The organism is Streptomyces sp. NPDC002144, from assembly GCF_053593695.1.
In genome coordinates this window covers 373,782-387,877 of record NZ_JBSFDB010000001.1, presented here as the reverse complement: position 1 = coordinate 387,877, position 14,096 = coordinate 373,782, and the positions used below count along the sequence as shown (strand labels likewise).

Genomic DNA, 14,096 nt, shown 5'->3' with positions numbered 1-14,096 from the left:
CGTCATGACCTCTGGGTGACCACCGCCATGGTCGGCGTGCGCGGGCGTCGCAGGCTCACGGATGCCTTCCGCCGCGCCGAGTCGAGGACCGCCTCCGCCACCTCCACCGTCCTCAGCCCCTGATCGAGCGTGACGATGTCCGCTGCCTTCCCGTTCACGGCATCACGGAACCGCTCGTGCTCGACGAGGAGCGGCTCACGCTTGGGGATGGCGTAGCGGATCATGTCGCCCTCGGCCACGCCGCGGAAGGCGCGCAGGGCCTCCCACTCGGTGGCCACCGCTCCGTTGGCGTGGAAGGTCAGGTCTGCCGTGAGAGTGTCGGCGACGAGACAGCCACGCTCGCCGGTCACCGCGGTGTAGCGCTCCTTGTGGGGGCTGAGCCAGTTGACGAGGTGGCTGACCAGGGTGCCGTCGCTGAGATCGCCGACCACGGAGACCATGTCCTCATGAAGTCGGCCGCTCTTGGACACCGTGCGCGCGGAGAGCGAGACGTAGTAGTGACCGGTGACCCAACTGGTGAGGTCGATGTCGTGGGTGGCCAGGTCCTTGACGACGCCGACGTCGGCGATGCGGTGCGGGAAGGGCCCCTGGCGGCGCGTGACCACTTGGAAGACGTCCCCGAGTTCTCCTGCCTCGAGTCGGGAACGCAGGCTCTGCAGTGCAGGGTTGAACCGCTCGATGTGTCCGACACCGGCGACCAGTCCCGCTCTGTCGAAGGCGTCGACCAGTCGTTGTGCGGCCGTCGCCGAGTGGGCGAGCGGCTTCTCGATCAGCGCGGGCACGCCGTTGTCGGCCAAGGCCAGGCCGACCTCCTCGTGCAACGCCGTGGGACAGGCGACCACCGCGTAGTCGAGTCCACGCGCGAGCAGCTCACACAGGGTGGCGACGACAATGGTGTTCCGGCCAGCACCCGTGATGTCACCTGCCGGGTCCATGACGCCCACCAGCTCGACGCCGTCAAGCGACGACAACACCCGGGCATGGTTGCGTCCCATGGCTCCAAGGCCGATGAGCCCGGCCCGCAGGGTGTGCCGGCTCACCCGACTCTTCCGGCATCGCTCACGGCCTGTGCGATCCGCTCCAGCTCGGCCTGTCGCAGGGTCGGGTGGACCGGGAGGGAAAGAACCTCCGTGGCTGCCCGATCGGTCTCGGGCAGGGGCGGGGTGCCCTGGTCCTGATAGGGCCTGAGTCGGTGGATCGGGGTCGGGTAGTACACCGCGCTGCCGATGCCCTGTCGCGCCAGGTCCCGCTGCACGGCATCCCGGAGACCGCCCGGGATGCGGACCGTGTACTGGTGATAGACGTGACACGCGCCGTCGGCCTCATGCGGAATGGACAGCGCCTGGATGTGGGAGTCGAGCACCTTGGCATTGGCTCTCCGCCGCTCCGTCCAGGCCGGCAGCTGCTTCAACTGCTCACGGCCGACCGCAGCCGCGACGTCGGTCATTCGCATGTTGGCCCCGACGATCTCGTTCTCGTAGCGCTGCTCCATGCCTTGGTTCCGCAAGAGCCGAAGGGTGCGGGCGAGGTGCGGATCGGCGGTGGAAATGATGCCGCCCTCGAGAGCGTGCATGTTTTTCGTGGGATAGAAGCTGAAGCATCCCGCCTCACCGAAGGTGCCGACGGGGCGTCCGTGCAGTGTGGCTCCGTGCGCCTGACAGGCGTCCTCCAGTACGGCGAGGCCATGGCGTGCGGCAAGTTGCATCAGCTGGTCCATGGGCGCGGGGTGCCCGTACAGATGCACCGGCATGAGGGCAGCGGTGCGCGGACCGATCATCGCTGATGCGGCGAGCGGATCGAGGCAGTAGGTGCTGGACGTGATGTCGGCGAAGACCGGCTCGGCGCCTACCAGGCGAACCGCGTTGGCGGTCGCCGCGAACGAGAACGAAGGCACCACGACCTCGTCTCCCGGCCCGATGCCCAGGGCCATGAGGCTCAACTGCAGGGCGGAGGTTCCTGAGTTGACCGCTACGCAAGCGCGACCGGCGACCAATTCGGAGAACGCATCTTCAAACGCGGCCACTTCCGGGCCCTGGACGACACGGCCACTACGCAGAACGCGTACGGCCGCAGCGATCTCGGCTTCACCGATCACGGGTCTGGCCGCCGGGATCGGTGGAAAGGAGCAGGTCACTGGACTTCTCCGTTCGGGGGGCGAAAGAGAGTCGACCCACGATCAACTTCTGCTCGCCCCGTCCGGTTTTCCTGCGCGTCGTGTATCCACCCTTATGGCTGATCAGAGGCGTTACACATCGCGCGATTCAGGAACAGCCGGACCAGTCCGCTCACCGCCCTGTCGATCTCCAGGGCACACTCGTACAACTCCTCACGGGGCCCGCCCCAGGGGTCCGGGATGTCGTCCTCGGCCTGCGGGACCGGGGCCGCGGTACCGCGACGGGTGGCAGCCGCTGCCACCACGGCCTCGAGTCCGCCCCCGCCCTCCCCCGCAGCACCCTCATTCGCGAGCCGCACGAACTCCTTCAGGGTGAAGCAGCGCCGCATCGCCGCCGGGGCGAGGCGGACGGCCGCCTCGCGGTGCTCGCGCGCGAGTCCGAGGACCAGTGGGGCACCCGCCAGGAGCTGTGCGGTGAGCGGGCGGGAGGTGAATCCGGAGCCGTCGCCGCCCAGCTCTTCCAGGACCGTCCGGGTGGTGTCCTCCATACGGGGACGGTGACACGCCTCCGTACCGGCGCTCTCCGGCTGCAGGGCCGAGCCTGGCGGCAGCCTCGCCGCCAGAAGGCGCTCGGCGAGCACCGAGCGGTACACGTTGCCCGTGCAGACGAACAGGATCCGAGTCATGTCCCGTCCGTCGTACGCGGCGCCGCCGAGGCGGACGCCCCCTCCGGCGTGGCCGACGTACGCGGAGCGGGCAGCTCGCCGTACGGCCCGTAGGCGCCGTAACGGCCGTAACGGCCGCCCTTGGGAACCGGAGCCATGCTGAACACGGTGCCGAGCACGCGCGCGCCCACGCGCTCCAGCGATTCCGTGGCGGTGCGCACCTGATCCCGGTTGGTCTTCCCGGCCCGTACGACGAGCAGCGCACCCTGGGTGAGAGAGGCGAGCCCCGCGGTGTCGGCGACCGGCAGCAGCGGCGCCGTGTCGATGATCACGACGTCGTACATGTCCGCGAGCTCGCGCAGCACCTCTTCCATACGCGCCGAAGCGAGCAGTTCCGCGGGATTCGGCGGCACAGCGCCACTGGCGAGCACCGAGAGCCCGCCGGCGACCTGCTGCATCACATCCTCGACACGGGCTTGTCCGATGAGCACCGTGGTCAGACCCGCGTCCTGGACGAGGCCGAAAGCCGGTGCCACGCACGGGCGGCGGAGGTCGCCGTCCACAAGGCAGGTGGAGACGTCGGCCTCGGCGAGGGATCGGGCGAGGTTCATCGCGATGTTCGTCTTGCCCTCACCGGGCACCGAGCTCGTCACCAGGATGATCCGCGGCGGATCGTCGACCTGTGAGAACTGCAGGTTGGTCCGTAGCTTGCGGAACGCCTCGGCACGCGCGGAGTGCCCGTCGGTACTGATCAGCGGCTGCCTCGGGGCGTTCCTGTCGTACGGGATGGTAGCCAGGCCGGGCATGGCGGTGAATGCACCCAGTGCCTCGCTCGTCTTGAACGTGGTGTCGAGCGTCTCACGGAGGGCGACCAGCCCGGCAGCGAGCAGCAGCCCGCCCACCACACCCGCGGCCAGGTTGAGCAACGGGCGGGGCTCTGTAGGAGAGGTCGGGGCGACGGCTGCCTCGGTGACGCCCATGGAGACCGGGGAGACCGGGGGTACGGGCGCGTCACCCTCGGTCCTCTTGCCCTTCTTGGATGTCGAGGAGACCGGCCGCTTGGGGGTCTCCAACTGCTCGACGACCGAACTGAACCGCTTTGCCACGGCGTTGGCGATGCGCGCCGCGCGCCGGGGCGCGGTGTCCCGGACGGTGATGTCGATGAGCACGGTCTTGAGCGGAACGCCGGCGGTGATCCGGGACGCAAGCTCCTCCGGAGTGGTGTGCAGCCGCAACTGTTTCACCACGGGAGCGGTGACCTGACGGGTCCTCACAATCTCGGCATACGACTGCACGCGCGCCTGCGAGAACGTCTGCCCCTGGTTCAGATCGATGGTGTTCTCACCGGCGCGGGTGGCGACGAAGAGCTGCGTCCTCGCCTCGTAGACGGGGGTGCTCGCGCTTGTCACGGCGAGCGCCGTCCCGACCGCTAGAACCAGACAGACCACGACCGTCGGCCATCGTCTGGCAAGAGCCTTCAGGAATCCTTGGAGATCCAAGCTGCACCCCTCACGGGACTGGGGGAACTACCCGTATTGGGGGTTTCTGTTCCCTATGGACGATGTCGACCATAGGGACTCGGACTCTTCGAAAGAGGGAGCCACCCCCTGTGTCGCCCCCTCGAACGATCCTTGCGACGTGCACCGCGCGAGCCGGGACTGGACCAATCCGGTGACTTCTCGCGCCATCAGACCAACGAGTGTCGTTATGTTCTCTTTGCGCCATGTATCCAGGTCTTGGTGTCCACACCGAATGACGGCCGCCGCACGACCAGGCCCGGACCCAAGTCGAGGAGATCGAAGAAGATGACAGCATCGCGCAGATGGCGGGCCGCCCTGGTGTCGGCGGCATCGACTGCCATTCTCATCGGGGCACCGCTGATCGGGGCGCAGGCCGCCTCGGCGCAGCCGTACCCGCCGCCGCCCCCGCCCCTGTCCGTCAGTACCACGACGGTGACAGCCGGGGATTCCTTGGACTTCAGCACCGTCTCCGGGGTGTTCGCCCCCGGGTCGCGCGTCACGGCGCTGCTGGAATCCACCCCGGTCGTGCTCGGCCACTTCCGGGCCGGGGCCGACGGATCGGTTTCGGGGACCGTGACCATCCCGGCGAACACCATCACCGGCTGGCACGTGTTCCGGCTCACCTCAAAGCACCCCGACCCGAGTGTCGGTGTAAGCATCTACGTGCAGGGCAGTCTGACGCCCACCCCGACCCCCAAGCCGCCCCACCACCCGGGCAAGCCCGGGCACCACGGCACGCCGGGGTACGGTGGCCACCTCGGAGAGGGCGTCGGACGCAGCGACTCCCACGAACTCGCCGCGGCCGTCGACCCGATGAGCTACCCGGACGTGAACGGGAACGCCAAGAAGCTCGCGGCGACGGGCAGCGACAAGGCCCTGTTGATCGGCGGCACCGCGACCGCCCTCCTCATGGCGGGCGGTGGCACGATGCTGGCCGTGCGCCGTCGTCGCAGTTCCTGACGGATCACGGCGCGCCCAGAGCACGACCACGGCGTCCCGGCCCCGGCCGGGACGCCGTCCGTCTGCCCGGAATCACCTACCGGCAATCGGACGGCGCGCCGTCGCCGCGCACCGGAATACGCCCCTGCCGGACATGGCGGCGCTCCTGGCCACCGGCTCCCAGGGCCTGCTGGGTGCCGGAGAAGTCGCCCGCGGCTCCACCCTGAACGGCATCGCAGCCGTCCTCGGAACGGATCAGTTCCTCCTCACATCGCCCCCGCACGGACCACTTCCCTGTACAGCCGTTCGAGTTCGGCGATTTTCAGGGAACCTCGCTCGGTCTGGCGGATCAGCTGGTTGTTGGCAAGGCGATCGGCGGCATTCAGCGGCCCCGTGCCTGAGAGGGCATCAGCCAACGTGCTGACCAGTGGGTCGGGAAGCAGGTCCGCCAGCAGGCCGTCCGCCAGCAGTTCCCGGTAGGGCGCGATGTCGGAGAGCAGCAGCCGGCACCCGGCAGCCGCGGCCTCGAGCACCGAGGAGCTTCGCTGGTCGGACCGGGGGACTGAAATCGCCACATCGCTCGCGCGCATCAGGCTGAACATCTCGGCCTGGCCGAGTGGCTGATCGAGGAGGGCCACCCGGCCGGACAGATCTTGTGCCCGGGCGCGCAACAGCCCGAGATATTCCCGCTGCGCGTGCCTGGCGGCCGCGTGAACCGGCTGGTGACCCGCCACCAGCAGGAGGAACAGGTCCGGCCGGACCCGCGCGACGCGGGAGAAGGCCGCGAGGACCTCGTGTGTCCGGTAGACCTCCGACGTGCTGCGAACCGACAGCACGACCGTGGCTTCCGCCGGAATGCCGTACTTCGCACGTGTCAACCGGGGATCGGCGTCGTGTCCGGCATCCAGCAGTACGTCCGGCACCCCCCAGGACAGGACCGTGATCCGTGAGCGGAGGACCCGGTACCGGGTCGCGACCAGCTCAGCCACTTCCCGGGAGGTCGGCACCACGCGCGTGGCCCGCCGCAGCGCCAGCCGGGCGACCAGCGCCCGGCCGGGATGCCGGTCCGCCGCGCGCAGTTCGGAGCCCCACGGCGTGACGAGGAGCGGCACTGCCGGGCGGGCCGGCAGCAGAAGGGAGAGCGCCCCGTGCGCACCGAGCGAATGCACGTGGATGACATCCGGCCGTGCCCCGTGCACCTCGCGGCGCAGCCAGCGCCCCGCGCGCAGCTCCCGCAACGGCCGGCGCCCTCCGGCGGGGGCGGATGCGGCTCGCCAGCCATCGGGACACACGCCCGGCTCATGCCAGCTGCAGACCGTCACCTGATGGCCCCGCACGGCCAGGTCGTCCGCCCAACGCCGGGTGTGCGCCGACGTGGCCGGCGCGAGCAGGACGACGCGCAGCGGCGCGGCCGGCGCATCGCCCATGCCTCGCCGTAGCGGGACATGATCATGATCCTGCACGGTGCTCCCTGAGTACGAAACGGCCCTTGCCCGCCGCTGCTCGCAGCCGCCTGGTCGGACTCCTCGTGTAGCGGTCCCACGCAGTGCCCACCGCCAGCCATCGCGGGTCGGCGAGCGCGCGTCCGGCCGCGGTCAGCAAAGCGGTGTGCAGGCAGTGGTAGGCGAAACTGGCGGGCGCGTGGTGCCGCAGGTCGTATCTGGTCCAGTACCCCAGGTCGAACTCGGGCAGCGAGTCGCGCAGCCGGTCCGCCACGCGCTCGTGGACAGTCCCGCCCTGATGCCCACTCAGCTCGCAGAGACCGAAGAGGGCGAAGACCGCACCGTTGAGAATGTGACTGACCGGGTCCGACGGGCACTCCTCGGGAAAAGGGCGCCCCAGTTGGTCGTAGTGCGAACAGCCGCCCGCCTCCAGCGGCCGAAGCATCAGTTCCACCGCACCCTCGCTCGCATCGAGAAAGGACCGCTCGCCGGTCGTGGCGTATGCACGCAGCATCACGGACACCGCCAGGCCCTGAGCCATGGCGGAGTACCAGCCCGGGCGGACGCCGTACCGCGGCACCGGTACCGGATAGCGCCAGCCGCCATTGCTGTCCTGGGCAGCACGCAGCCATACGGCCTGGGTCAGCAGAGCCTGGATGCCTGGCGGCCGTTCGTCCGTAGTGGCCGGGGACCGTCCGGCGGCGAGCGCGCGGGTGTGCTGGGCGAGCGCATACAGGCTGACCGAGACCGGGTTCCGGTACGTGGCGCCGGTCGCGGCACGCGTCACCACGACGTGCTCGTGGTCGAGCATGCTCCCGGCGGTCATCGGCCGCAGGTCGAGCGGGTATCTAGCCGGTTGGTCGGTCGGCGTGTCACCTGGCGGTGTCGTCACGTCTACCGGGAAGCTCGGCCGCCGCAGATCCCGTACCGCCTTCCCCACCATGCCGGCAAGGGTTGCTGTGGGCCGCGTCCTGTCCTTCACGCCTTCCTCCAGCGGAGCGGCCGACGTCGCCCCCGCGCGGCCAGCGCCTGGTGGTACAGCTCGTCCACCTGGCTCACTGTCCCGGCGATGTCGAACTGCCGGAGCGCGAGTTCGCGGCCGCGGCCGGCCATGCGGAGACGTGCCGCGGGGTCGGCGACCAGTGCGTTCACTGCCTGTGCCAGTGCTGCCGCGTCGGCGGGTGGGACCAACAGGCCGGTGCGACCGTGCTGGACGGTGTCCGGCAGGCCACCGACCTCAGTCGCCACCACGCCCTTGCGCATGAGCAGCGCCTCCACCACGGTGTAGCAGGCGGACTCGTCCATGGATGGGTTCACCAGTACGTCCAGCCCGGCCATGACCGAGCTGATGTCGGACCGGAAGCCGGTGAACCGGATCCGGTCGGCGACGCCGAGCCGGGCGGCTCGGCGTTCCAGCTCTCTCCGGTACTCTCCGTCGCCGACCAGCTCGTCGCCGACCACGAAGAACCTGGCGTCGGAGTTCTGCCGCAGAATCAGCGGGACGGCGTCGATGAAGACTTCATGCCCCTTGACGCCGACCTGGCGGAACTCTCGCAGCTTGCTCGGATACATGTAGGCGACCATGCCGATGGCCGGCGTGTCGCCGTCGAGCCCGAACTCCCGGCGGAACGGCCCCGGCGGCGTTGCCGGATCGAACCGGTGCACGTCGCAGCCGTAGTAGCTGACCGCGACCGACCGCGCTCCCATGGCCTGGTAGCGGTGCGCGATCGCCCGGCACGACCCGAGCACCAGGTCATCCCGACGCAGCGAGAGCCATTCCAGGATCCGGAAGGGAGCCATCCGTAGATGCACCAGCCCTGGAACCTGCGACACGACCAGCGCCGGCCGATGGGCGAACGACGCCACTCGTGCCGCGAGCATCGCGATGATCAGATGCGAGTGGATGACATCCGGCTTGTACTCCCTGACGAACTTCATCAGCCGCCACTGCGCGGCCATCAGCCCGGGCAACTGCCGGACACGACGGGAGAGTCCGAACCCGATGATCTCCACCCGGACGTCCTCGACCTTGCGCAGACGGTCGGCGAGCGGGCCTTCGCGGGGCAGTACCGCGCAGACCTCGTGGCCCAGCTCGGCCAGCCCCCGGACCTGATCGTGGAACCAGCTCCCGCCGACGGCGGTCGAGGTGATCTGGAGGATGCGCAGCCGCCGCGGGGGCTTCCCGCTCCCGAACGTACTCATCGCGTCACCGGCGCAGGCGCCGACGCCATTACCGGTGCTGATGCCGGCACCGGTGCTGATGCCGGCACCGGTGCTGATGCCGGCCCCCGTGATGGGCCGACCGGAGCCGGCTTCGCAGCCAGAATGATCAGCATCAGGCCGGCCAGCAGAGGGGGCACCAGCAGGACTTCGCCGAACAGCGAGCAGACCCCGGCTCCGACCATGGCCAGCAGCGCCGCCTCACCCGCAGGATCACCGGAGCGGATCGCACTCCGGGCCCGGCGGGCGCCGAGCACGGCAAGTGCGCCGATCCCGAGCGCGCCCACAAGCCCCGTCTGCGAGAGCACGGTCAGGTAGGTGTTGTGCGCGAATTCCAGGAGCGGGAACTGTAGGAACATGACCTCGTAATCACCGGTGGCTTGGTAATAGGCGGGCAACTGATCGGCGAAATTCAGGTATCCGACGCCGAAAGCCGGGTGTGCCTCGAACATCCGCAGGGCGCTGCTCCACAGGTCGAGCCGTACAGCAGAGTTGGCGTCCGGGGCGCCGCCGAGGATCGAGTCGAACCGGGCCGTGATCGCCGCGGGCAGCAGCGGCAGCATGCAGACCGCGCCGGCACCCAGGGCCAGGGCACCGCGCAGTGATCTGCGGGCGGCATAGAGCGCGATCACCGCGATGCCCGCTAGATAGGCCTCGCGGCTCAGCGAGTAAGCAACCCCCAGGCCGAGCACGACGACCGCGGCGGCGGTTGCCAGTCGCGTCAGGCGCCCCCGGACGGCCGGGCAGCGTCTGAGCAGGACTGCGGCCGCCATGACGAGCAGGGCCCCCACGGCGTTGTGGTTGGCTGTGCCCTCTTGGGTGATGGCCAGAACAGCAGTGTCGGCAGGGGTGAGGTCCGCCTTCATGGCGAAGATGGACCCGGCTTGGGCGATTTCGATCACGGCCAGAATCACACTGCCGCAGCAGAACACCGTGAGCGCCCGGTCAAGAGCGGGTCCCGGTGGGGCGATCAGTGGTACAAGCAACAGCGGCGCGCACGTCAGCAGCAGGTACTGCCAGTTTCCGGTGCCCTTTGGCCCGCTGTCGCCGACCAGGGCGCTGGCGGCCGCCATATAGCCGACCGTGCCGGTGGTGATCAGGGCGCCGATCAGCTTCGGCCACGCGATCCCCGTGCCGGCGACGAGGCGACCCAGCAGGCAGACGAGCATCAGGGCGACCAGCCGTCTCGGGCTGATGAGCGATGTCCCGACGTCCGACTGCGAGAGCGGGATCGCGGCTGCGAGCACATACAGACCCGCGTCCGGGATCAGTAGGCAGGGCACGACGATGACCGCAAGCCCGACGGCGGCGCCGACCAGGCTGACGGCGGGACCGTACGCCACCGCGAGGTAGCCGACACCTGCCGCGGTCACAAACCCCGCCGCGACCAGGTGGGCTCGCCTGAACATCATGGACCTCACATACCTCGGATACGCGGCCTGCCGGCGGCCGCCGCCCCACTTGGCCACCAGTCGGCCGACCGGGCCGCGCTCAGGGCCGGGCTGCCCGCCCTCGGCAGCGGGCCGAGCCAGAGGGTGCCGGCCGCCACGGACGCCCCACCGCACACCCCGGCCGATCAGCACCGCGAACACCAGGTATCCGGCCGAGTCGGCCACGCCGGCACCGACTGCGGCATGGTGGGGGGTCAGGACTCCGAGCAAAGCGACGTTGACCATCCCACCGAACACGGTGGCCGCGATCACCGGCCGAAGCAGGTCGGTGGCCGCCAGATAGGCCTGGAGCGAGCGACCCGTGCTGAACAGCACAAGACCCGGGAGCATCGCCCAGATCACCAGCACGGCACCGGAGTACGGCCGCCCGTAGACCGCCGGGATCAGGACGGGGGCAGCTGCCGCCACCATGGCGGCCGACGCGGCGGCGGCAGCGAACACGGTCCGGGCAATCCTGGCCGCCGCCCGCGCGTCGACGGCACCCGACGTGACCGCGGGAAACATCACCAGCGCGACCGCCGTCGGAAGCAGGAACATCGCCTCGGCCACGGGCAGTGCCACGGCGTACATGGCCACGGCCGTCGTCCCGGCGAGCAACTGGATCACCGGCACATCGAGACGCAGCATTCCGTAGTGGATGAGATTCGGGAGATAGGCCCTGAGGGCGAAGCTGCCGAAGGTCCGGGCGGACACCCGTTCACCATCGTCGTGGACCCGGGCCGTGCTCGCGATCAGCAGCACCCCGGCGCAGAGCAGTTGCCCGGCAAGCGCGGACAGGAAGCAACTGGTGGGGGTCAGTGATCTTGCGGCGAACAGGCCGCAGACTCCGACAAGGTGGCAGGCCGCGGGGACGGTGCTCGCGAGGTTGTACGTCCTGACCCGGCCGCGGCCGATCTCGGCCGTGCCGAGCAGCGTGGTCAGCAGGGTCACCGGGCACATGGTGGCCGCGACCAGAGCAAGCCGGAACGGCACACCGAGCAGCACGACCGGCAAGAGATGACCGAACAGCAGCCACAGCCCCGCCAGTGCCGAACCTGGAACCAGGGAGAACGCCACGCTCCACCGGACGATCTGACGGTACGCGGTGTGCGAGGTTCCGGCGAACCGGGCGTTGGCGTTGTCCATGCCCAGGACCGTGACGATGCTCAGCACAGTGGGGACCGAGATCATGACCGCGAACGTGGCCCGGCCGTGCACCCCCAGGTCCCGCGCCGCGATGACGCCCGCCGCGAAGCTCATCGCCGTGGCGAGCAGTCGCGCGGCCAGTGAGCCTCCGATGGCGGCCGGGCTCACTCCCGGCAGTCGGACGCGGAGGCCTTTCATGATCGACTGCACCACGAAAACGGCCTCCGGAGTCGTGAGAAGGGATCGGTACCGCAGGAACGGCGGATGTCGTCACCACCTCGGCACGCGCACAATGTAGCGGCACAAGTAACTCAAAGTGGCAAATTGAGCACACAGAGTAGTAGCGTTTCTCGGCGTCGAGCCGGTCACCGCCGGCGTAAACAGACGCCGGTCAGGGCTGTTCCGGCCTGGACGACCCGGCCGGACAGGGGAACGCCGTTGTGAAAGTGTTCAGTGTGGTCGGAGCACGTCTGCCATTCGTCAAGCTTGCGCCGATCGCGTGGCAGCTCACCCGGCGCGGCGACGAACACCTGATCGTGCGCACCGGCCGGCACCACGACCACCCGCTGTCCCATTCCTTCTTCGACGCGTCATGGGCCGCGACGAGCCTGTTGCTCAGCACGCCGTCGACTACGACAGGGCGGCTTCGGCGGAGGTGAGGACATGAGGATCTGGATCTTCAACCACTACGCGGCGCCGCCTGACTGCGCCGCCGGCACCCGGCATTACGAGCTGGGACGGGTGCTGGCGGCGAAGGGGCACGAGGTCACCGTCTTCGCCAGCAGCTTCAGCCATTTCAGCAGGCGCGAGGAGCGGCTCGCGCCCGGCGAGAAGGTGGCCGACCGGACCATCGACGGTGTCCGCTTCGTCTGGGTCCGCACGCCGCCGTACACCGGCAACGGACACCGCCGCGTGTTGAACATGCTCCACTACGCGGCCCGGGTGCTCTCGGTCCAGCTTGGCCTGAACCGGCCGGACGTGATCGTCGGCTCCTCAGTGCACCTGCCCGCGGTGCTCGCCGCCTGGCTGGCGGCCCGCGCTCGCCGCGCGCGCTTTGTCTTCGAGGTGCGCGACCTGTGGCCGCAGACCCTGATCGACATGGGCGCGCTGCGCGCGAACGGGCTGCCTGCCCGGCTGCTCCGGCTGGCCGAGTCCCTCTGCTGCCGGCAGGCCTCCGCAGTCATCTGCCTCCTGCCCGGGGCCTCCGACTACCTACAGGCCCGCGGCGTCCCAGCCGACAAGATCAAATATGTGCCGAACGGGATCCCCGACCTCCCGCCGCCGGGGAATCCGAGCCTGCCTGCCGGCCTGGACGGTGCGGACTCCGCGGACCAGGCCGCCGACCTGATCGACCGGATCAGCCGCTTGCGCAAGGATGGCTTTCTCACCGCCGGCTACATCGGCTCGCACGGTCCGGCCAACGGGGTGGCGACCATTGTCGCGGCCGCGGCGGAGTTGCGGACCGCCGGCCATCCGCGGGTCGCTGTGGTGCTGGTCGGCGATGGCCAGGAGAAGGCCGCGTGCCAGGAGCTCGCGCACCGGCACGGCCTGGACAACGTGCTGTTCTGGCCACCGGTGCCGAAACGGGCCGTGCCGGCCGTGCTGGCCGAGCTGGACGTGACGCTGTTCTGCCTGCGCGATGTGGCGGTCTTCAAGTACGGCCTGAGCAGCAACAAGCTGTTCGACTACTTGGCGTCCGGCAAGCCGGTGCTGTTCGCGAGCAACGCGCCCGGCGGCCCGGTACGCGAGTCCGGCGGCGGCGTGTGCGTGCCCGCCGAATCACCGGCGGACATGGCGGCCGGGTTGGCCCGGCTGGCCGGGATGAGCGAGTCCGAACGGAAGCGGATGGGTGAGCACGGCCGCCGCTGGGTGTACCGGCATCACGGCATGACCGCCCTGGCGGGCGCGTTCCTCGACGCGGTCTCGGCACCGCCGCGGCGCGAGGAGCCGGTGACGGAGGTGCGGCCGTGACGCTGCACATCGTGGGCGCGGGCGGCTTCGGCAGGGAGACGCTGGACGCGGTGCGCGCGACGGCCGCAGCACCCGAGGTGGTCTTCGTGGACGAGCACCCGGCAGCCGCTGCGGTGGAGGGCTGTCCGGTGCTCATTCCCGGGCAGTTGGCCGCGCCCGACGGACAGCTCAACGAGTTCGTCGTGGCGATCGCAGACGCCGACGCGCGCCGAAGGCTGGCCAGGGAGTTCGAGGATCGTGGCATGCGAGCGGCGACCGTGATCGACCCACGGGCGGTGGTCTCCCCCGGCGCACGGATCGGGCGCGGCTGTGTTGTGCTCGGCCAGGCGTTCATCTCCACCGGCACCGTCATCGGCGCACACGTCCAGGTCAACTACCAGGCAAGCATCGGTCACGACACGGTGCTCGAGGATTTCGTGACGATCCTTCCCGGGGCCAACATCGCCGGGAACGTGACCGTCGGCGCCGGTTCCACGGTGGGCAGCAACGCCGCCGTGCTGCAGGGCCGGCGGATCGGGCCGTCCGTGATGGTCGGCGCCGCGGCACTGGTGACCCGCGATGTCACACCGGGTCAGGTGGTCGTGGGCGTGCCCGCCAGGGCCCGGGAGCTCTGACCGTCCGGTTCGATCAAGCGCTCCCGGGCATCCGGC

General features: G+C 69.8%; 12 protein-coding genes. 3 read left to right on the top strand and 9 right to left on the bottom strand.

The window, feature by feature from the left end; all coding sequences use genetic code 11:
• Positions 1 to 2 precede the first annotated feature (2 nt).
• The 4 genes from ACWCQ1_RS01655 to ACWCQ1_RS01640 all read right to left on the bottom strand — a co-directional run bounded on the left by ACWCQ1_RS01655 (position 3) and on the right by ACWCQ1_RS01640 (position 4,277).
• The gene (locus ACWCQ1_RS01655) at positions 3 to 995 is read right to left on the bottom strand and encodes a Gfo/Idh/MocA family protein (RefSeq protein WP_451025605.1); all 993 of its coding nucleotides are present in this window, start codon (positions 993 to 995) and stop codon (positions 3 to 5) included.
• A 41-nt stretch (positions 996 to 1,036) separates the two neighbouring features.
• Positions 1,037 to 2,134, bottom strand: a complete 1,098-nt coding sequence (locus tag ACWCQ1_RS01650) for a DegT/DnrJ/EryC1/StrS family aminotransferase (RefSeq protein ID WP_358593748.1) — start codon at positions 2,132 to 2,134, stop codon at positions 1,037 to 1,039.
• A 92-nt stretch (positions 2,135 to 2,226) separates the two neighbouring features.
• Entirely contained in the window at positions 2,227 to 2,799 is a 573-nt protein-coding gene (locus ACWCQ1_RS01645) for an arsenate reductase/protein-tyrosine-phosphatase family protein (protein ID WP_451025604.1), read from the bottom strand.
• Positions 2,796 to 4,277: a polysaccharide biosynthesis tyrosine autokinase gene (locus tag ACWCQ1_RS01640; RefSeq protein WP_451025603.1), complete on the bottom strand. Its 1,482-nt coding sequence runs from the start codon at positions 4,275 to 4,277 to the stop codon at positions 2,796 to 2,798. The genes ACWCQ1_RS01645 and ACWCQ1_RS01640 overlap by 4 nt, the downstream gene beginning before the upstream one ends.
• 306 nt (positions 4,278 to 4,583) lie before the next feature.
• Between ACWCQ1_RS01640 and ACWCQ1_RS01635 the strand changes: the two genes are divergently transcribed.
• The gene (locus tag ACWCQ1_RS01635) at positions 4,584 to 5,258 is read left to right on the top strand and encodes an LPXTG cell wall anchor domain-containing protein (protein WP_133040857.1); all 675 of its coding nucleotides are present in this window, start codon (positions 4,584 to 4,586) and stop codon (positions 5,256 to 5,258) included.
• A gap of 245 nt (positions 5,259 to 5,503) precedes the next feature.
• Here the strand turns inward: ACWCQ1_RS01635 and ACWCQ1_RS01630 are convergent, their stop codons facing one another.
• The 5 genes from ACWCQ1_RS01630 to ACWCQ1_RS01610 form a co-directional block, all read right to left on the bottom strand.
• Complete coding sequence (locus ACWCQ1_RS01630) at positions 5,504 to 6,664, bottom strand: glycosyltransferase family 4 protein (protein ID WP_451025602.1); 1,161 nt, start codon at positions 6,662 to 6,664, stop codon at positions 5,504 to 5,506.
• Positions 6,665 to 6,686: 22 nt separating this feature from the next.
• Entirely contained in the window at positions 6,687 to 7,622 is a 936-nt protein-coding gene (locus tag ACWCQ1_RS01625) for a D-glucuronyl C5-epimerase family protein (RefSeq protein ID WP_451025601.1), read from the bottom strand.
• 35 nt (positions 7,623 to 7,657) lie between these two features.
• A complete protein-coding gene (locus tag ACWCQ1_RS01620) occupies positions 7,658 to 8,881 on the bottom strand; it encodes a glycosyltransferase family 4 protein (protein ID WP_451025600.1) in 1,224 nt (407 codons plus the stop codon).
• Positions 8,878 to 11,589 carry an O-antigen ligase family protein gene (locus ACWCQ1_RS01615; RefSeq protein ID WP_451025599.1) on the bottom strand — a complete coding sequence of 904 codons (2,712 nt, stop codon included), beginning with the start codon at positions 11,587 to 11,589 and terminating at the stop codon, positions 8,878 to 8,880. The genes ACWCQ1_RS01620 and ACWCQ1_RS01615 overlap by 4 nt, the downstream gene beginning before the upstream one ends.
• A 251-nt stretch (positions 11,590 to 11,840) precedes the next feature.
• Entirely contained in the window at positions 11,841 to 12,050 is a 210-nt protein-coding gene (locus ACWCQ1_RS01610; RefSeq protein WP_133040852.1) for a hypothetical protein, read from the bottom strand.
• An 88-nt stretch (positions 12,051 to 12,138) separates the two neighbouring features.
• Here ACWCQ1_RS01610 and ACWCQ1_RS01605 point away from each other — a divergent pair, with 88 nt between their 5' ends.
• Both ACWCQ1_RS01605 and ACWCQ1_RS01600 read left to right on the top strand, forming a co-directional pair.
• Complete coding sequence (locus ACWCQ1_RS01605; protein ID WP_451025598.1) at positions 12,139 to 13,446, top strand: glycosyltransferase family 4 protein; 1,308 nt, start codon at positions 12,139 to 12,141, stop codon at positions 13,444 to 13,446.
• On the top strand, positions 13,443 to 14,060 hold the full coding sequence (locus ACWCQ1_RS01600; protein ID WP_451025597.1) for an acetyltransferase: 618 nt from the start codon (positions 13,443 to 13,445) through the stop codon (positions 14,058 to 14,060). The genes ACWCQ1_RS01605 and ACWCQ1_RS01600 overlap by 4 nt, the downstream gene beginning before the upstream one ends.
• Positions 14,061 to 14,096 lie beyond the last annotated feature (36 nt).